Origin of the sequence: Aromatoleum tolulyticum (assembly GCF_900156155.1) — a bacterium.
Taxonomy (GTDB): Bacteria; Pseudomonadota; Gammaproteobacteria; order Burkholderiales; family Rhodocyclaceae; genus Aromatoleum; species Aromatoleum tolulyticum.
The window spans coordinates 382734-400850 of sequence record NZ_FTMD01000003.1; the positions used below are offsets into that span (position 1 = coordinate 382734).

The 18117-nt window shown below is 68.2% G+C and carries 15 protein-coding genes, 1 tRNA gene and 1 pseudogene; 5 read left to right on the top strand and 12 right to left on the bottom strand.

Annotated elements, in window-relative coordinates:
* Positions 1 to 94: 94 nt before the first annotated feature.
* A complete protein-coding gene (locus BW991_RS06880; protein WP_076601334.1) occupies positions 95 to 1012 on the bottom strand; it encodes a LysR family transcriptional regulator in 918 nt (305 codons plus the stop codon).
* A gap of 326 nt (positions 1013 to 1338) precedes the next feature.
* Here BW991_RS06880 and parC point away from each other — a divergent pair, with 326 nt between their 5' ends.
* Entirely contained in the window at positions 1339 to 3696 is a 2358-nt protein-coding gene (gene parC, locus BW991_RS06885) for a DNA topoisomerase IV subunit A (RefSeq protein ID WP_076601335.1), read from the top strand.
* Positions 3697 to 3835: 139 nt separating this feature from the next.
* On the top strand, positions 3836 to 5542 hold the full coding sequence (locus BW991_RS06890) for a cation:proton antiporter (protein ID WP_076601336.1): 1707 nt from the start codon (positions 3836 to 3838) through the stop codon (positions 5540 to 5542).
* A gap of 25 nt (positions 5543 to 5567) precedes the next feature.
* Here BW991_RS06890 and motD read toward each other — a convergent pair whose 3' ends face one another.
* The 11 genes from motD to rlmD all read right to left on the bottom strand — a co-directional run bounded on the left by motD (position 5568) and on the right by rlmD (position 16589).
* The gene (gene motD / locus BW991_RS06895) at positions 5568 to 6437 is read right to left on the bottom strand and encodes a flagellar motor protein MotD (RefSeq protein WP_076601337.1); all 870 of its coding nucleotides are present in this window, start codon (positions 6435 to 6437) and stop codon (positions 5568 to 5570) included.
* A 10-nt stretch (positions 6438 to 6447) separates the two neighbouring features.
* Positions 6448 to 7188, bottom strand: a complete 741-nt coding sequence (locus BW991_RS06900; RefSeq protein ID WP_076601338.1) for a flagellar motor protein — start codon at positions 7186 to 7188, stop codon at positions 6448 to 6450.
* Between the two features lie 25 nt (positions 7189 to 7213).
* On the bottom strand, positions 7214 to 7993 hold the full coding sequence (locus BW991_RS06905; protein ID WP_076601339.1) for an RNA polymerase sigma factor FliA: 780 nt from the start codon (positions 7991 to 7993) through the stop codon (positions 7214 to 7216).
* A 110-nt stretch (positions 7994 to 8103) separates the two neighbouring features.
* A complete protein-coding gene (locus BW991_RS06910; protein WP_076601340.1) occupies positions 8104 to 8919 on the bottom strand; it encodes a MinD/ParA family ATP-binding protein in 816 nt (271 codons plus the stop codon).
* A gap of 1 nt (position 8920) precedes the next feature.
* Entirely contained in the window at positions 8921 to 10393 is a 1473-nt protein-coding gene (gene flhF / locus BW991_RS06915) for a flagellar biosynthesis GTPase FlhF (RefSeq protein ID WP_076601341.1), read from the bottom strand.
* A 133-nt stretch (positions 10394 to 10526) separates the two neighbouring features.
* On the bottom strand, positions 10527 to 12629 hold the full coding sequence (flhA, locus tag BW991_RS06920; RefSeq protein WP_076601342.1) for a flagellar biosynthesis protein FlhA: 2103 nt from the start codon (positions 12627 to 12629) through the stop codon (positions 10527 to 10529).
* A 38-nt stretch (positions 12630 to 12667) separates the two neighbouring features.
* Entirely contained in the window at positions 12668 to 13807 is a 1140-nt protein-coding gene (flhB, locus tag BW991_RS06925) for a flagellar biosynthesis protein FlhB (RefSeq protein WP_076601343.1), read from the bottom strand.
* 169 nt (positions 13808 to 13976) lie between these two features.
* Positions 13977 to 14432, bottom strand: a complete 456-nt coding sequence (locus BW991_RS06930; protein WP_076601344.1) for a DUF192 domain-containing protein — start codon at positions 14430 to 14432, stop codon at positions 13977 to 13979.
* Positions 14433 to 14495: 63 nt separating this feature from the next.
* Positions 14496 to 15104, bottom strand: a complete 609-nt coding sequence (locus BW991_RS06935; protein WP_084204991.1) for an rRNA large subunit pseudouridine synthase E — start codon at positions 15102 to 15104, stop codon at positions 14496 to 14498.
* A 60-nt stretch (positions 15105 to 15164) separates the two neighbouring features.
* Positions 15165 to 15252: transfer RNA gene (locus BW991_RS06940), tRNA-Ser, on the bottom strand.
* Between the two features lie 35 nt (positions 15253 to 15287).
* On the bottom strand, positions 15288 to 16589 hold the full coding sequence (gene rlmD, locus BW991_RS06945) for a 23S rRNA (uracil(1939)-C(5))-methyltransferase RlmD (protein WP_076601346.1): 1302 nt from the start codon (positions 16587 to 16589) through the stop codon (positions 15288 to 15290).
* Positions 16590 to 16738: 149 nt separating this feature from the next.
* On the opposite strand from rlmD, the gene BW991_RS06950 reads away from it, so the two are divergent.
* From BW991_RS06950 to BW991_RS06960, 3 genes and pseudogenes are all read left to right on the top strand, one after another.
* Positions 16739 to 17227, top strand: a complete 489-nt coding sequence (locus tag BW991_RS06950; protein WP_076601347.1) for a DUF7931 domain-containing protein — start codon at positions 16739 to 16741, stop codon at positions 17225 to 17227.
* Positions 17228 to 17382: 155 nt separating this feature from the next.
* Complete coding sequence (locus tag BW991_RS06955; RefSeq protein ID WP_076601348.1) at positions 17383 to 17667, top strand: hypothetical protein; 285 nt, start codon at positions 17383 to 17385, stop codon at positions 17665 to 17667.
* Between the two features lie 108 nt (positions 17668 to 17775).
* Positions 17776 to 18117: pseudogene (locus BW991_RS06960) on the top strand (helix-turn-helix domain-containing protein); the annotation flags it as partial.

An 18117-nucleotide genomic window follows, 5' to 3' on the forward strand; every position in this document is an offset into this window, starting at 1 on the left:
AGCAAAGTATCGGTGGCGCCCGGAGGCTACACAAACGCAAAATTTCTTTGTGAGTTCATCGATTTTTTCGATGGTCTGCGCGCATTTTCCTCGCCTAGCCGGGCGCGTCGGACGCTTCCACGCCGTCGACCGGAAACCGCCGCACGAAAGCGATCGCCTCCTGCACCGCTGCTTCCATTTGCGGCGCCGACGGGTAGGCCCAGTAGGACGCGTGGATCGGCAAGGGCTCGAGCCGGGGCTCGGCATCCAGCACCGCGACATCAGCCCCCCTGGCGACGGTCGGCATGGTCGCCAGCGGCAGCGTCGCGAAGCCGAAACCGCCCTCCACCATGCGCACCAGCGCCGAGATCGACGAAATCGTATGGATGCGCCCGCCCTCGAGGCCCGCGCGCCGGATCAGCTCGAGCAGCGCAACGTGCGGCTGCGAGCTGCGCTGGAAGGTCAGCACGTCGTGCGCAAGGATCTCCGGCAAGGTCCATCTGCCTGCGCGTTCCGCATCGGCCCGACGCCCGACGAACACCATCTCCAGCGAAGGCATTTCCGCGACGCGGATGCCCTCGCCCACTGCGGGCAGTGCCGCGAACGCAAGATCGAGGCCGCCGCGCCGCAATTGCTCGGTGATCACCGGCGTCATTTCCACCGTCAGCTCGAACTCGATGTGCGGCTGCGTGCGGCGCAGATGCTCGACGAGCGGGATCAGCCAGGTGTGCAGCACCGACTCGATGCCGCCGATGCGCATCGTCATCGCCTGCGGCTCCGGCAAGCCGATCTCGCTCTTCAACTCGCGCTGGATGTCGAGCAGGCGCTCGGCGAACACGAGGAAGCGGTTGCCGGCATTGGTCAGGCGGAAGTGCCGTTCGCGCCGGTCGATCAGCGCCACGCCCAGCTCCTCCTCCAGGCTCGCGATGCGGCTCGACACCGCCGACTGGGTCAGGCACAGCTTGTCCGCGGCGCGGGTGACGCTCTTCAGACGGGCGACCCACAGGAAGGCTTCGACAAAACGCAGGTTCATGGACGAGATCGGCAAGGTCGGAAGCGCACGGCGATCGCACCGGGGAAGCACCACAAAAACCGAGGACGTGACCGCGGCTCACGCCCGACGCGCTCGACATCCTTGAACTTCAGCCCGGAACGCTGCCAGAATGCGCGCTGCCGCTGGCAGGCGGTCGAATGACTCTAAGCTGATCGGCGCGCCGGCGCAATTCGTTGCCGACGCGGTATCCCGGCCCGGACGATGACGTCCCTCGGCCCACATCGCCCCGCAGCCGTCGCCGTCCCGGCCAAGCGCCCCGGACCTCACGCCGTGCCACCCACCCAAGCCTTTCGACGCATCGCCCAATGACTTCAGACACGCTGGATCTCTTCAACGCCGCACCACCGGCGCCCCCCGCCCCTCCGGCCGCGGGCGGCGGCCACGACGCCCCGCCCCCCGACGACGGCACCCTCGCGCTCGACCGCTACGCCGAACGCGCCTACCTCGCCTACGCCATGAGCGTCGTGAAGTCGCGCGCGCTGCCGCAGGTCGAGGACGGCATGAAGCCGGTGCAGCGCCGCATCCTCTACGCGATGAACGAGATGCGCCTGTCGGCCACGTCCAAGCACGTGAAGTCCGCCCGCGTCGTCGGCGACGTCATCGGCAAGTACCACCCGCACGGCGACTCCAGCGTCTATGACGCAATGGTGCGCGTGGCGCAGGACTTCTCGCTGCGCTATCCGCTCGTCGACGGCCAGGGCAACTTCGGCTCGCGCGACGGCGACTCCGCCGCCGCGATGCGTTACACGGAGTGCCGTCTGACGCCGATTGCCGAGCTGCTGCTCGCCGAGATCGACCGCGGCACCGTCGATTTCGTGCCCAACTACGACGGCGCCTTCGAGGAGCCGCAGCTCCTGCCCGCGCGCCTGCCCTTCGTGCTGCTCAACGGCGCCTCGGGCATCGCGGTCGGCATGGCGACCGAGATCCCGCCGCACAACCTGCGCGAAGTCGCCGACGCCACCTGCCACCTGATCCGCCACCCGGAGGCCGGACTCGACGACGTCCTGCCGCTGCTGCCCGGCCCCGACTTCCCCGGCGGCGGCCAGCTCATCTCCTCGCCCGAGGCGATCCGCGACGCCTACGCGAGCGGGCGCGGCAGCCTGCGCGTGCGTGCGCGCTGGCACGTCGAGGAGCTCGCCCGCAGCCAGTGGCGCGTCATCATCGACGAACTGCCGCACGGCGTCTCCGCCGCCGGCGTGCTCGCCGAGATCGAAACGCTGACCAACCCGCAGCCGCGTGCCGGCAAGAAGGAAGTCAGCCAGGAACAGAAGAACCTCAAGCAGCTCGTGCTCGGCGTGCTGGAAACCGTGCGCGACGAATCGAGCGACAAGGCGCCCGTGCGCATCGTGCTGGAGCCGCGCTCGTCCCGCCAGAGCCGCGACGAGTTCATGGCGGTGCTCCTCGCGCACACCAGCCTCGAAAGCTCGGCATCGGTGAACATGACGATGATCGGCCGCGACGGCCGGCCGCAGCAGAAGAACCTCGTGCAGATCCTGCGCGAGTGGATCGACTTCCGCTACGTCACCGTCGAACGCCGCACCCGCCATCGCCTCGACGAGGTCGACCGCCGCATCCACATCCTCGAAGGGCGCATGATCGCCTTCCTGCACATCGAGGAAGTGATCCGCGTGATCCGCGAGTCGGACGAGCCCAAGCCCGCGCTGATCGCGGCCTTCGGCCTCTCCGACGTGCAGGCCGAGGACATCCTCGAGATCCGCCTGCGCCAGCTCGCGCGCCTCGAAGGCTTCAAGATCGAGAAGGAACTGGCCGAGCTCAAGGACGAGCGCAACGGCCTGCAGCACATCCTCGACAGCCGCGCCGCGATGACCCGGCTGATCCTCAAGGAGATCGAGGACGACGCGAAGAAGTACGGCGACAATCGCCGCACCGTGATCGAAGCCGTCGCCGCGGTCGCGCCGGCCGAGATCAGCGTGGCCGACGAACCGGTCACCGTGATCGTGTCGAAGAACGGCTGGGTGCGCTCGCGCCAGGGTCACGGCATCGACGCCGCGGCGATCAGCTACAAGGCGGGCGACTTCGCCTTCGCCGTGATCGAGACGCGCACCACCTGGCCGCTGGTCGTCATCGACAGCAACGGCCGCGCCTACACGGTGCGCGTGTCGGATCTCCCCGGCGGGCGCGGCGACGGCGCGCCGATCGCGACGCTGGTCGACTTCCAGGACGGCGGCAAGATGGCGCAGGTACTCACCGCGGAGCCCGAGTCGAGCTGGTTCTTCGCCAACTCCGGCGGCTACGGCTTCATCTGCACGCTCGCCGACGCGACCAGCCGCCAGCGCGCGGGCAAGGCCTTCATGACGCTCGAGAAGGGCGAGAAGGTGCTGGTGCCGGCGCGCGTCGTGGGCGAGCGCATCGCCGCGGTGTCGGAGCACGGCCGCATCCTGGTCTTCATGCGCAGCGAGATGAAGGTGCAGGCCGGCGGACGCGGCGTCATCGTGATGGCGCTCGACGACAAGGAGGCGCTCGTCGCGGTGGCCGTGCCGCCCGATGACGCGACGCTCAGGGTCGAAGGCATCGGTCGTGGCAGCAAGAGCATCGCCGTCGAACTCAAGCCGAACCAGCTCGTGCCGCTCGTCCATCGCCGTGCGCGCAAGGGCATGGCACTCACGCCCAAGGTCGCGCCCACGGCCCTGACGACCGCCTGATTCGCCGGCCGCGTAACTGCGGCCGGAACCCATTCGCCCCCACGTAGTCTTTCAGGAAGCGCACCCGACACACGCCGGCCTCGCACGAGGCCGGCGTGTGTCGTTGTGGCTGTTGCATCCCTCATAACCAAGACTCCGAATGGACCACGACATCTCCCTCATCACCACGGTCGCCGCAGCCTTCGGCTTCGCGCTGATCTTCGGCTTCGTCGCCGAGCGCCTGAAAGTGCCGGCGCTTGTCGGCTACCTCGTCGCCGGCATCGCGATCGGCCCCGCAACCCCGGGCTTCGTCGCCGACATCCACACCGCCTCCCAGCTCTCCGAGATCGGCGTGATGCTGCTGATGTTCGGCGTCGGCCTGCATTTCTCGCTCGACGACCTGCTTGCGGTGCGACGCATCGCCCTGCCCGGCGCAGTCGTGCAGATGGGCTTCGCGACGGTGCTGGGCACGGGGGTCGCATGGTGGTGGGGATGGAGTCCCGGCGCCGCGTTGGTGTTCGGACTGTCGTTGTCGTGTGCGAGCACCGTGGTGCTGCTCAAGGCGCTCGAGGCGCGCGGCGTGCTCGACACCATGAACGGCCGCATCGCGGTCGGCTGGCTGGTCGTCGAGGACCTCGCCACCGTCGTGATCCTCGTGCTGCTGCCGCCGCTCGCGGGCACGCTCGGCGCGACCACCACCGCGCCCGGCGACGCCGGCGACCCGCTGTGGCGCACGATCGGCAAGACCCTCCTCGAAGTCACTGCCTTCATCGCGCTGATGCTGATCGCCGGCCGGCGCGTCCTGCCCTGGCTGCTGTGGCAGGTGGCGCGCACCGGCTCGCGCGAACTCTTCACGCTGTCGGTGATCGCCGCCGCGATCGGCATCGCCTACGGCGCGGCCCAGCTCTTCAGCGTGTCCTTCGCGCTGGGTGCCTTCTTCGCCGGCATGATGATGCGCGAGTCCGAGTTCAGCCACCGCGCCGCCGAGGAGTCTCTGCCGCTGCGCGACGCCTTTTCGGTGCTGTTCTTCGTCGCCGTCGGCATGCTCTTCGATCCGGTCGTGATCGCCGAATTTCCGCTGCAGGTGCTCGCCGTGGTGCTCATCATCGTACTCGGCAAGTCGCTCGCCGCGATGGCGCTGGTGCTCGCATTCCGCTACCCGCTCAACACCGCGCTGACGGTCGCGGCGAGCCTCGCGCAGATCGGCGAGTTCTCATTCATCCTCGCCGGCCTGGGCCTCACGCTGGGTCTGCTGCCGCAGACCGGGATGAGCCTCGTGCTCGCCGGCGCGCTGATCTCGATCGCGCTCAATCCGCTGGTGTTCGCGTCGGTCGGGCCGATCCGGGAATGGACGCTGAAGCGCTCCGAGTTCGTGCGGCGGCTCGAGCGCCGCGAGGATCCCTACGCCGAGCTGCCGACGAGCACCGAGCGCAGGTACCTCGAAGGCCAGGTCGTGCTGGTCGGCTACGGGCGGGTCGGCCGGCGCATCGCACAGGCGCTCGCCGCGCGCGGCATCCCCTTCGTCGTCGCCGAGCAGAACCGCGAACAGGTCGAACAGTTGCGCAGCGAGGGTGTGGCGGCGGTCGCGGGCGACGCGTCCGAGCCGGCAGTGCTGATTCAGGCCCACATCGCCAATGCGGCGATGCTGGTGATCGCGACACCCGACCCGGTCAACGTCCGCCCCATGGTCGCCACGGCACGCACGCTCAACCCGGCCATCGAGATCGTCCTGCGCAGCCACAGCGAGGACGACTCCCGGCTGCTGCGCAAGGAAGGCATCGGCACGGTTTTCTACGGCGAGGAGGAGCTCGCCAAGGGCATGACGGGGCACGTGCTGGAACGCTTCGCGCCACGCACGAGCGCCTGAACCGCGGGGAAGCGATTCGGGAACCTCAGCGGGCCGGCGGCGTTTCCTCGCGCTCCGTCACCTCACCCGGGGGAAGGATAGCGCGGAGCGGATCGCCGTCCCGGATCTGCCCCGGCGCGCGTGGCGGCGGCTCGCCGACCATCGACTCGATCAGGATCGTGACGCGCCGGTTGCGCGCGCGGCCTTCCTCGTTGGTGTTGTCGGTAAGCGGCCGCTGGTCCGCGTAGCCGGCCGCGGTGAGGCGGTCGCCACGCACCCCCGACTCGATGAAGAGCCGCACGACCGTCGAGGCGCGCACCGCGGACAGCTCCCAGTTCGACGGGAAGCGCCCGGTGCGGATCGGCATGTTGTCGGTGTGCCCCTCTACCGTGACCGGGAACTCGGCACGCGCCAGCACCTCGGCCACGGCCCGCAGGGCCGCCACTGCCGGCGCCGAAAGCACCGCATCACCCGGCGCGAACAGCACGCGGGCGTTGATCTCGACCGAGATCCCGCGCGCGCCCTCGGACACGCTGACCTGCCCGCCCTGGGTGAGCGGCGTCAGCACGCGGCGGATGTCCTCGGCCATCGTCGTCATGCGCTTGTACTCGGCGCGGCGCCGCTTCTCGACCTCTTCGTCGGGGGTCGGCGACAACGGCGCGGGCTTGGGCGGGGCGACGGCCGGGGGCGGCGCGATCACCGGGTCGCCCGGCACATTCACGGTAATGTTGCGGAAGGCGTTGATCAGCGAATCGGACAGGACGCGGTACTTGCCCTCGTTCACCGACGACAGCGAATACATCACGACAAAGAACGCGAACAGCAGCGTGATGAAGTCGGCGTAGGACACGAGCCAACGATCCTGGTTCTCGTGGTTCGCGTCGTCCAGCTGGCGGTGTCGGCGGTGGCGTCGCATCGCGGCACGCTCAGGCCATGTAGCCCTGCATGCGGCTCTCGATGATGCGCGGGTTGTCGCCGTTGGCGATGCCCACCAGCCCGTCGACGAGCATCTCGCGCTGCGACACGCCGTCGGCCACGTAAGCCATCAGCTTCTTCGACATCGGCAGGAACACCAGGTTGGCGAAGCCCACGCCATACACCGTGGCGACGAAGGCCACCGCAATCCCCGCCCCCAGCTTCGACGGATCGGTCAGGTTCTCCATCACGTGGATCAGGCCCAATACCGCACCGAGAATCCCCAGCGTCGGCGCGTAGCCGCCCGCGGCCTCCCAGATGCGCGCGCCCTGGCGCATCTGCGCCGCCCAGGCGTCGATCTCGACCTCCAGCACCTCGCGCAGCCGCTGCGGCTCGACGCCATCGACGAGGAGCTGCAGCCCCTTGCGGGTGAACGGGTCGTTGATGCGCGGAATCTGCGCTTCCAGCGCCAGCAGCCCTTCCTTGCGTGCGATCTGGCTCCAGCTCGTCGCCTGGCGGATCAACGCCGCATGGCTCGACGGCGGCGGCACGAAGACCCAGCGGGTCATGCGGATGCCTTCGCGGAAAACCTTCAGCGGGCTCTGCAACATCACGGCCCCCAGCGTGCCCCCGATCACGATCAGGAAGGCGGTGGGCTGGAGGAGCGATGCGATATGGCCGCCCTCGATCACCTGCCCCATGATCAGGGCGGCGATGCCGAGGGTGAGCCCGACGACGCTGATCTTGTCCATGTCCGCAGTCCCCCGGCCGGCGCGCTCAGCCGCCGGACGGCGGATTCTTCGGCGGCCGTCCGCGACGCGCCCCGGTCGTGGCGCCGGCTGGCCGCGCGGTCCCCACGATGCGCGAGCGCAGGCGCGCCACAGCCTGGCTGTGGAGCTGGCACACGCGCGACTCGGAAACGCCCAGCACCTCGCCGATCTCGCGCAGGTTGAGCTCCTCGTCGTAGTACAGCGCCATCATCAGTTTCTCGCGCTCGGGCAGATCCTCGATCGCGCGCACGAGCGCGTTACGCATGTCGGCCTTCTCGAGGATGTCGGCCGGATTCGACTCGTGCTCGCCGAGGTGGCGCTCGAAGTAGTCCTCGCCCTCGCCGTCGGTGAAGTCCTCGAAATGCACGAGCTGGTAGCCGCGCGCATCCTGCAGCATGCGCTGGTACTCGGCAAGCGGCATGCCCAGCAGCTCCGCGAGCTCCGCCTCGCTCGGCTGACGCCCGTTGCGCTGCTCGAGTTCGTGCACCGCCGACTCGATGCGGCGCATGTCGCGCCGCATGCTGCGCGGCAGCCAGTCGTTCTCGCGCAGGCCGTCGAGCATCGCGCCGCGGATGCGCTGCACCGCGTAGGTCTCGAACTGCGCGCCCAGCCCGTCCTCGTAACGGCTGATCGCATCCAGCAGGCCCATCATGCCGTTCTGGATCAGGTCGTCCATCTGCACGCTGGCCGGCAGCTTCGCCATCAGGTGATAGGCGATGCGCTTGACCAGGGGGGCATAGGCCTCCACCAGATGGTTCTTGTCGAGATTACCTGCTGCGTCGTACATCCACTTCGCCTGTATTTTCTTCCGGCCCGGACGGGTTTCCGCATCTGGGGGCAAACCAGCGGATTTCCATTGTCCCCCTGCCGGCCCGCTTTTGCCAAACGGGTACGCGCTCAATCCCATGCCTGTCTCCCGCGCATTGCCGCCGCGCCGGCCTGTGCGTTGCCGAAAGCCGCGAGGCGCCGCAGGAAGGCGGCTTCCGCATCGCGCGGAGACGCTTCCGCCGCACTGCGCCCCAGGCCGGTTGCCAGCTCGTCGCGCTCGAGCTCGCCCAGCCAGGCGAGGGGCACCCCGACGTGGCGGCGCACCAGTTCGTTGAGGCTGCGAAAGAATGCCGCGGCGTCGGCACGGCCACGCGCACCGCACACCGCCACGTGCAGCGAGCCCGCCCCGGCAACGGCGAGGCCCTTGATCACCTGGTAGGCGTCCGTCGCACCGCTGCGGCTCGCCTCGGCGACGACCAGACGGCGTGGTGCCGCCAGCGCGAAGGGCGACGGATCGGCGGCGCTTTCGCACGCCGAATGGATCAGGATGAAGCTGGCGGGGCGCTGCAGCGTGCGCAATGCATCGAGCACGCAGTCGCGCCGTTCGTCGTCGAGCAGCGGCAATGCGAGAGCACATGCGGCCACCGGCACGCGCCCGAGCAGGCCCGGCACCGGCTGGACGAGCTCCCGCACCGAACTGCGGCCACCGAGCACGCTCAACAGATCTCCCCCGGCCGGCAGGCCGAGCACCCCGGCCAGCGAGTCCTCGCCCTGCACCTCGTCGAGCAGCAGCACGCGCTGGCTGTGCCCGGCGATACGGTGCGCCGCCTGCAACGCGGCATGCGCACGGCGGCGTCCGGTCGCGTACAGCGCGACAACCGTCGGGGGCGCGCGCCGGAACAGGCGCCGCAGCCCGGCCGCCTGGTCTTCCCGCGGGTCGATCATGTCAGACTCCGCCGGCCGCCAGCATCAGCGCCGCTTCGTCGCCCTGCAGCTTCCACGGCGACTCGGCAGATTGCTCGCGCAGCGCGCGATGCAGCAGGTAGGCGCGATTCGGCAGATGCAGGTCCTCCGGCACACGCTGGCCGTTGGCGACATAGAATACGTTGAGGTCGTTGCGCACGGCCACATCCAGCGCCGGGGCGAGCGACGCCGCCTCGTCGACCTTGGTCAGCACGCAGCCTGCCAGGTCCGGCCCGCTGTAGGCACGCACGACATCGGCAAGCGTGTCGCCGCGGCAGGTCGAATTGAGCAGCAGCAGGCGGCGCACGTCGCCGGCACCGGTGAGCATCGCCGCCTGCTCGGCCACCATCTTGTCGCGCTGGCTCATGCCCATCGTATCGATCAGCACCATGTGCTTGTTGCGCAGCTCGGCGAGCGTCTGGCGCAGGTCGGCCGCATCGCGCACCGAGAACACCGGGACGCCGAGGATGCGGCCGTAGATGCGCAGCTGCTCCTGCGCGCCGATGCGGTAGCCGTCGGTCGTGATCAGTGCCAGCCGTTCCGCCCCGTGGCGCACCACGCAGCGTGCCGCGAGCTTTGCCGTCGTCGTGGTCTTGCCCACGCCGGTCGGCCCCACCAGCGCATACACGCCGCCGCGGTCGATGATGTCCGCATCCGACGCGACCGCGCGCAGGTCGCGCGCGAGGGCATTCTTCACCGCAGCGCGGGCGTCCTCCGGCGAAGCCTCCTCATCCACGGATTCGGCCAGCCGGCGCGCAAGCACGCTGGAGAAACCGGCTTCGAGCAGTTCGCCGACGATATCCGCCCGTGCGGGCGCCTTGCGCCGGGTCTCGCCCCACGCGAAACCCGCGAGCTGGCGCTCGATCATGCTGCGGATACCGGCCATTTCCTTCATCAGCTGGACGTTCGCTTCCTGCAGCGAACGGATGCGTTCGTCCTCGACCGCGCGTGCGGGCTCGGCGGCGCGGACCTGCGCTGCGACCGGGACCGCCTGCTTCGGAGCGGGCGCCGTGGCCGCGGCAAGCGGAGCGGGCGCCGCATCGGGAGCACTCCAGTCATCGATCGAGTACTGTTCGCTCAGAGCCGCGGCGCGCGTACGCATCACATAGTCGGCCGTCTCCATGCGCGGCGGATTGAACGGGCGGATGATCTTTGCCGGCTTCGGCGTCGCGGCGGGAGCCGCGGGCGCGCGTCCCGACAGGCTCACCTGGAAGTCGTCGTCCTCGGCCGCCGCTGCGGGCGCAACGGGGGCCGACCGCGGGGCCGGCTGGGGCGAAGGGCCGGCAGCGCGCGGCGTCCCCGGCAGCGATCCGACGTCGTCTGCCGGCAGGGCCAGGATCTCGACGCCGCCTTCGACCGCGCGGTTCGACAGCACGATGGCATCGGCACCGAGTTCGGCCTTCAGGGCACGCAGGGCCTCACGGGCGGAGGGGGCAAAGTAGCGCTTGACGTTCATGGTGGTTCTCCCGACTACCGCGCTCTGTGCGCAGCATGGAACCGATTATGGTGGCGGGGAGGCGGATCGATAGCGCGGAATAGACCGGGTTTCCCCCCGCAAATCCGGCCCGCGACGGTTTCCTCAAAAGCGCTCAGCGCGCGGCGCCGCCGACCATCGCCGTGACGCGGATCGTGCGCGTCTCGGGCACTTCCGAATTCGCGATGACCTTGAGCGAAGGCACCGCACGGCGCAGGAAGCGCGACAGCAGCCAGCGCAGCTGCGGCGGCACCAGCAGCACCGGCGGCAACCCCATGTCCTCCTGCCGCTGCGATACCTCCGCCGCGTGCCGCAGCATGCCGTCGGCGAGGCTCGGCTCGATGACGCCGCCATCGCCGCCACCCGTCGACATCGCCTGCATGAGGATGCGCTCGAGCGCCGGATCGAGGGCCATCACCTGGATATCGGCATTGCCCGGGAACAGGCTCTGCAGGATCGAGCGGCCCAGCGCCTGACGCACACGCGAGGTAAGCTCGAGCGGATCCTGGGTGCGCGGCGCGTTCTCGGCGAGCGTCTCGATGATCGTGCGCATATCGCGGATATTGACCCCCTCTTCGAGCAGGTTCTGTAGCACGCGCTGCACCGTCGCCACCGGCAGCAACGCCGGCACGAGGTCCTCGACGAGTTTCGGCGTCGTCTTGCTGATGTGGTCGAGCAACGCCTGCGTCTCCTGGCGCCCGAGCAGCTCCGCGGCGTAGTTCAGGATCAGGTGATTGAGGTGCGTCGCGACCACCGTGCTCGCATCGACGACCGTGTAGCCCAGCGCATGTGCCTGCTCGCGCTGGCTCGCGTCGATCCAGTACGCCGGCAGGTCGAACGCCGGATCGCGCGTCTCGCGCCCGGCGAGCGGCCCGGTCACGCGCCCCGGGTTGATCGCCAGGAACTGGCCCGGATAAGCCTCGCCGGACCCGATCTCGACCCCCTTCAGGGCGATGCGGTACGCGTTCGGCTTGAGCTCGAGGTTGTCCCGGATATGCACCGGTGCCGACAGGAAGCCGACGTCCTGCGCGAACTTCTTGCGCAGCCCGCGGATGCGCTTCAGCAGCTCGCCGTCCTGCCCCTTGTCGACCATCGGGATCAGCCGATAGCCGACCTCCAGCCCCAGCACGTCCACCGGCGCGACGTCGTTCCAGCTCGCCTCCTGGCTCTCGGCCGCAGGCACCGCCGCCGCAGCCTCGGGCGCCACGCGTGCTGCCGCGGCCGCCTCCCTGCGCACGATGCCGAAGCGCCGCCATGCGAGCCAGCCGAGCGAGCCGGCCATCAGGATGAACACCAGGTTCGGCATGCCGGGAATCAGGCCCAGCACGCCGATGATCACCGCCGCGAGCATCAGCACCTGCGGATTCGAGAACACCTGGTTGATCACCAGGCCGCCCACGTCGGCGTCGTCGCCGACGCGCGACACGACCATGCCCGCCGCGACCGAAATGATCAGGGCCGGGATCTGCGCGACGAGGCCGTCGCCGATCGTCAGCAGCGTGTAGGTCTCGACCGCGATACCGGCCGGCATGTCGTGCTGCACGATGCCGACGAGCAGCCCGCCGACGATGTTGATCAGCAGGATCACGATGCCCGCGACCGCATCCCCGCGCACGAACTTCGACGCACCGTCCATCGCGCCGAAGAACTCCGACTCCTGCGCCACCTCCTTGCGCCGGCGCTTCGCCTCCGCCTCGTCGACCAGCCCCGCGTTGAGGTCCGCGTCGATCGCCATCTGCTTGCCGGGCATCGCATCCAGGGTGAAGCGCGCGCTCACTTCCGCAATCCGGCCGGCACCCTTCGTCACGACGACGAAGTTGATGACGACCAGGATCACGAACACCACCAGGCCGATCGCCGTATTGCCGCCGACGAGGAAGTGGCCGAAGGCCTCGATGACCTTGCCCGCGGCGTCGGGGCCGGTGTGGCCCTCGAGCAGCACGATGCGCGTCGACGCGACGTTCAGCGCCAGGCGCAGCAGCGTCGTCACCAGCAGCACGGTCGGGAATACCGAAAACTCCAGCGGCCGGCGCGTGTACATCGCCACCAGCATCACCATCACCGACACGGCGATGTTGAAGGTGAAGAACACATCCAGCGCGAACGCCGGCAACGGCAGCACCATCATGGACAACACCATGATGATGAAGATCGGCGCACCCAGCATCCGCAGGTTCGTCGGCGTCAGCAGCGCTCGCAGGTTGAGGACATCGTTCATTGCCAGCCTCTATCGCATCGTCGGTTCCGCACGCCCGCTCAGTCGGGCGCGCCGGGGTCCATGTCGGCGGGCACCGGCAGCTTGCCGGGCGCCGCGGGCGGAAGCCCGCCGTGAGCCATCCAGTGGTTGAGCTGATACACGTAGGCCATCACCTCGGCCACCGCCGTATACAGTGCCCCCGGCACTGCCTGCTCCAGTTCGCAGTGCTTGTACAGCGCACGCGCCAGCGGCGGCGCCTCCAGCATCGGCACCTTGTGTTCCTTGGCCAACTCGCGGATCTTCAGCGCGACCTCGCCGCGGCCCTTCGCGACGACGATAGGTGCGCGCATCTTGTCCGCGTCGTACTTCAGCGCCACCGAGAAGTGCGTCGGGTTGGTCACCACCACATCCGCCTTCGGCACCTGCGTCATCATGCGGCGGCGCGCCATCTCGCGCTGCATCGCGCGGATGCGCCCCTTCATCTGCGGATCGCCTTCCTGTTCCTTGCTCTCGCGCTTGACCTCTTCCTTCGTCATGCGCAGCTTCTTGTTGTACTGCCACAGCTGGAAGGGCACGTCGATCAGCGCGAGGATCGCCAACCCCATGATGATCAGCAACGTCGCGAACAGCACCATCTCGAGGAAGTCCGGCACCGCCGCTTCCACCGCCTCGCCCGTCAGGCCGAAGATGTGCTCGTGCTCGCGCCACACCGCGTAGACGCCCATCAGCCCGACCACCGTCGCCTTCAGCAGCGACTTCACCAGCTCCGCCAGTCCGTGCATCGAGAACATGCGGCCGATACCCTGGATGGGATTCATGCGTTCGAGCTTCAGCCCCAGCATCTTGGGCGCGAACACGAAGCCCCCCATCAGGACCGGCGCCGCAATCGCCGCGACCATCAGGACGCCGAACAGCGGCATCATCGTCAGCAGCGCATCGGTGAACAGGTCGCCGAAGCTCTCCAGCATCAGCTTCGCATCGAAGGCACGTGCCCGCTCGATCGCGAAGCCGGCGCGCAACATGCCGAGCATGCGCCCCGAGATCCATTCCCCCATCATCCACAGCGCACCGACGCCCGCGATCAGGACGAGAAAGGTCGACAGCTCGCGCGACTGCGGAACCTGCCCTTCCTCGCGGGCCTGCTCCAGCCGTCGTGACGATGGCTGTTCGGTTTTCTCGAGATCGCTGTCTTCGGCCACGGCCGACTCCTTGCCTGCACGCCGGATACGGCCCGTTCAGCACGGACACTCGGCGACGTGCGGCAATTATCGCCGCACACCGGCAAGCCCCGCCGCCGGATAAGCGCGGGAAAACAGCCCTAAATCGCGTCTTGGAAACTGCGGCGGCCGACGCGCCGCCATCGACGCCTCAGCGCCCGGCAGGCAGCCGGTCGATGCCGCGGATCACCGTACCGGCGCCGATGCCGCGCGCGGCGAACCAGCCCGCGTTCATCTCCAGCGCGAAGCGCGCCGGCGCCGCGGCACAATGGCTGACCTCCGATTGCGGCTGCATGTCGGCGATGTTCAGGATGCGCCCGTCGCGATCCATGAATGCCACCGACAAGGGAATCAGCGTGTTCTTCATCCACATGCAATGGCGCGCATCCTGCGTGAATACGAACACCATCCCGCGCTGCAGCGGCATCGCCTTGCGATTCATCAGGCCGATCTGGCGTGCCTGATCGGTATGCGCCAGTTCCGCCTCGATGCGGTGCATCCCCGCCCCCAGCTCCACCATCGGCAATTCCGCACGGGCCGCGGGCAGAAAGGTGGCGGCCAGCGTGACGATCGCCGCACAGCGGCCCAAAAGAGACGGAACATTCATCGCCGGCAAGCCCTGAGGGAATAAATGGGAAAGCGCGATTCTACCGCGCGCACCGCAGCGCGGCTAAGCACGCCGGATGCCTGAGGATCCGGGCCTGCGCCCCGGTGCTGCGCTGCCGAAGCGCCCGCCATCCACCTCCTCGGCGCGCCACGCCCCCGGCGGCAGACCCGCGAGCGACCAGGCTCCAATCGCCACGCGGATCAGGCGCAAGGTCGGGAACCCCGCCTTCGCGGTCATCCGTCGCACCTGCCGGTTCTTCCCCTCGCGCAGCACGATCTCCAGCCACGACGTCGGCACGCTCTTGCGGAAACGTACCGGCGGATCGCGCGGCCACAGCCAGTCGGGCTCCGCAATACGCCGTGCCTCGCACGGCCGCGTCACGAAATCCCCCAGATCCAGGCCCCCGCGCAACCGCACCAGCGCGTCTTCGTCCGGCTCCCCCTCGACCTGCACGACGTAGGTCTTGGGCAGCTTGTGGCGCGGATCCGCGATCCGGTGCTGCAGCGCGCCGTCATCGGTCAGCAGCAGCAGCCCCTCGCTGTCCGTATCGAGCCGCCCGGCCGCGTACACACCGGGCACCGCCACGAAATCCTTCAGCGTCGGCCGCCCCGGCTCCGCCGTGAACTGGCAGATCACGCCGAAAGGCTTGTTGAGGAGAATGACGCGGGGCATGCGCAGAATGATGGGTGGAAGATCCGGTCGCCGGAAGATGCGGGGAACATGGACAGGATCTGGCGGAGGCGGTGAGATTCGAACTCACGAACGGTTGCCCGTTGCCGGTTTTCAAGACCGGTGCAATCGACCACTCTGCCACACCTCCGGAAGCGGCGGAGTATATCACCCCGCCTTCGCATGTCAGCCCCGCTCGAACAGCGCGATCGACTCGACGTGCGAGGTCTGCGGGAACATGTTCGCGATCCCTGCGCCACGCAGCACGTAGCCCTTTTCGCGCACCAGCACCGCCGCATCGCGCGCGAGCGTCGCCGGGTTGCACGACACATACACGATGCGCGGCGGCATCTGCTGCTCGCTCAGCGCCTTGACCACCGCGATCGCCCCCTCGCGCGGCGGATCGATCAGCAGCTTGTCGAGGCGGCCGAGCGCGGCGAGGCTGTCCTCGGTGGTCTCGAAGAGGTTCGCCGCGTAGAACTCGGTCCGCTCCGCCAGGCCGTTGCGCCGCGCATTCTTCAGCGCCCGCGCGACCAGCGTGTCGCTGCCCTCGACCCCGATCACATGCGCCCCGCGGCGCGCGATCGGCAGGCTGAAGTTGCCCAGACCGCAGAACAGGTCGGCGATGCGCTCGCCCGGCTGCGGGTCAAGCAGCTGCATCGAGCGCCGGATCAGCAGCCGGTTGATGTCGACGTTCACCTGAGTGAAGTCCGTCGGCAGGAAGTCCAGCGTGACGTCGAACTCGGGCAGGGTATAGGCGAGCCCCGGCCCCTTCTTCGGATGCAGCGGCTTCGCCGTTGCCGGGCTGCCCGGCTGCTGCCACACCTGCACGCCGTGCGCATCGGCAAACGCCGCGAGGCGCGCGATGTCCTGCGGCGTGAACGGCATCAGGTTGCGGAACACCAGCACCGTGATGTCCTCGCTCACCGCGATCTCGATCTGCGGCAGCCGGTCGGGAATCGACAGTCCCGCGACCAGTTCGTGCAGCGCCGGCAACAGCGCCGACACATGCGCCGGCAGCACCGCACAGCTCTGCATGTCGGCAATGTAGCTGCTGCGCCGCTCGTGGAAACCGATCAGCACCCCGCCCTTCGACGGCACCATCCGCACGCCGATGCGCGCGCGGTAACGATAGCCCCATGCCGGCCCGTGGATGGCCGGATACATCACTGCCGGCGTGACCTTGGCGATGTGCCACAACGCATCCTCGAGCACGCGCTGCTTCGTCGCCGCCTGCGCCACCGAATCGAAATGCTGCATCGAGCAGCCGCCGCACGTACCGTAATGCGGACAGGGCGGCACCACCCGCTGCCCGCTGGGCTTGAGCACGCGCTCCAGCTCGGCCAGGTCGTAGCTCGGCCTCTGGCGCACCACCCTGTACTCGACCGTCTCGCCGGGCAATGCGCCATCGACGAACACCGCCTTGCCGTCCACACGGGTGAAGCCGCGCCCTTCATGGTCCAGTGATTCGATGACAGCAACCGGCATCAAGCGTCCGCCCAAAAGAGCGCGATTTTACCTACTCGCAGAGTGCTTTACCCGCCGGGTTCTATAATTGCTGCGAACGGGCGGCAAACAGGCGGTTGCATCCGGCCTCCGCCCCCGCCCCCGCCCGGCCCACCGTGCACGCCCCGACCATGGATACTCCACGCGAACAGACTTTCGACAGCTACGGCGAATACCGCGCAGCGCTCATCGACGCCCTGGAGAACGCGCAGCAAACGGTGATCATCTTCGATCCCGACCTGCGCGAGACGGGTCTCGAAAGCCCGCAGGGAATCGAGCAACTCGAGCGCCTGTGCTCGCAGAGCAGGCGCCGCGACACTCTGCGCATCCTGCTGCATTCCACCACCTGGCTGCAAAAGGACTGCCCTCGCCTCACGCGCTTGCTCAGCCACTACGCACACTGCACCAGTGTCCGTACCGCGGACGTTGGCGCACGCGGCTGGAGCCAGCCCTTCCTGATCGCGGATGACCGCCACCTCGTGACCCGCTTCCACCAGGATCTGCCGCGGGGGAAGAGCAGCACCGACGCATCGGGCACGCTGGCACACCTCGCTACGCAATTCGGAACATTCTGGGTGAATGGCGAGACAAGTGCTGTCGGCACGCCGCTTGGTATTTGACTTATCGTTTTTCCTTATTGCGTTGCACCAATAAACTATTGGCACAACCGAATCACATGCTAGAATTTCCTGAGGTTCACCGGGTGGGGTTCCGTTTACGCTTGCCCGGCTGGAACTGATCATCCATCTAGCCCCCACAAGAAAGGACACCGAACATGAAACAGTCGCTCCTCGTTGCTTCCCTGCTCGCCCTCGCCGTTGCCGCCTGCGGCAAGCCGGCCGAAGCTCCGAAGGCCGAAGCCCCCGCCGCCGCCCCGGCTGCTGCTCCCGCTCAGGAAGCTGCCCCGGCGGCTGCTCCCGCCGCTGCCCCGGCCGAAGCCGCCAAGGAAGCCGCTGCAACCGCCGTCGAAGCCGCCAAGGACAGCGCTGCCGCTGCCGGCACCGCAGTCGACGCTGCCAAGGACGCAGCTGCTGCAGCCGCCGACGCTGCCAAGAAGTAACGCTCTTCCAGCGACGCAAAAAAGCCGGCTTTCGAGCCGGCTTTTTTGTTGCACTTGACCCGTCCTGAAAGAAGTTGACACCTTTTCTGGAAAGAAAGGGGAAGTCAGATGGAAACGGGGATTAAGAGGACACAGCGGGACTACACGCTGGCTTTTAAACTGGCGGTGGTCGAGCAAGTAGAAAAAGGCGAACTGACCTACAAGCAGGCGCAGGAGCGTTACGGCATTCAAGGCCGGTCGACGGTTCTGGTCTGGTTGCGCAAGCACGGTCGCCAGAGCTGGGGTGCGATGGCACACTACGGTCGTATGAGTGACCCTGCCCAATCACCGAACAGCCAGACGCTCACGCCGGAGCAACGGATCAAGGAACTGGAGGTCCAGCTCAAGGAAGCGCGGGAAAAATCCCAATTCTTTGAAGCGGTGATCGAGGTTCTGAAGAAGGACTATGGG

What these genes read in the sequence shown, in the direction of transcription:
- BW991_RS06880 (WP_076601334.1), bottom strand. Translation starts at nt 1,012, where the DNA reads ATGAACCTGCGTTTTGTCGAAGCCTTCCTGTGGGTCGCCCGTCTGAAG.
- parC (WP_076601335.1), top strand. Translation starts at nt 1,339, where the DNA reads ATGACTTCAGACACGCTGGATCTCTTCAACGCCGCACCACCGGCGCCC.
- BW991_RS06890 (WP_076601336.1), top strand. Translation starts at nt 3,836, where the DNA reads ATGGACCACGACATCTCCCTCATCACCACGGTCGCCGCAGCCTTCGGC.
- motD (WP_076601337.1), bottom strand. Translation starts at nt 6,437, where the DNA reads ATGCGACGCCACCGCCGACACCGCCAGCTGGACGACGCGAACCACGAG.
- BW991_RS06900 (WP_076601338.1), bottom strand. Translation starts at nt 7,188, where the DNA reads ATGGACAAGATCAGCGTCGTCGGGCTCACCCTCGGCATCGCCGCCCTG.
- BW991_RS06905 (WP_076601339.1), bottom strand. Translation starts at nt 7,993, where the DNA reads ATGTACGACGCAGCAGGTAATCTCGACAAGAACCATCTGGTGGAGGCC.
- BW991_RS06910 (WP_076601340.1), bottom strand. Translation starts at nt 8,919, where the DNA reads ATGATCGACCCGCGGGAAGACCAGGCGGCCGGGCTGCGGCGCCTGTTC.
- flhF (WP_076601341.1), bottom strand. Translation starts at nt 10,393, where the DNA reads ATGAACGTCAAGCGCTACTTTGCCCCCTCCGCCCGTGAGGCCCTGCGT.
- flhA (WP_076601342.1), bottom strand. Translation starts at nt 12,629, where the DNA reads ATGAACGATGTCCTCAACCTGCGAGCGCTGCTGACGCCGACGAACCTG.
- BW991_RS06930 (WP_076601344.1), bottom strand. Translation starts at nt 14,432, where the DNA reads ATGAATGTTCCGTCTCTTTTGGGCCGCTGTGCGGCGATCGTCACGCTG.
- BW991_RS06935 (WP_084204991.1), bottom strand. Translation starts at nt 15,104, where the DNA reads ATGCCCCGCGTCATTCTCCTCAACAAGCCTTTCGGCGTGATCTGCCAG.
- rlmD (WP_076601346.1), bottom strand. Translation starts at nt 16,589, where the DNA reads ATGCCGGTTGCTGTCATCGAATCACTGGACCATGAAGGGCGCGGCTTC.
- BW991_RS06950 (WP_076601347.1), top strand. Translation starts at nt 16,739, where the DNA reads ATGGATACTCCACGCGAACAGACTTTCGACAGCTACGGCGAATACCGC.
- BW991_RS06955 (WP_076601348.1), top strand. Translation starts at nt 17,383, where the DNA reads ATGAAACAGTCGCTCCTCGTTGCTTCCCTGCTCGCCCTCGCCGTTGCC.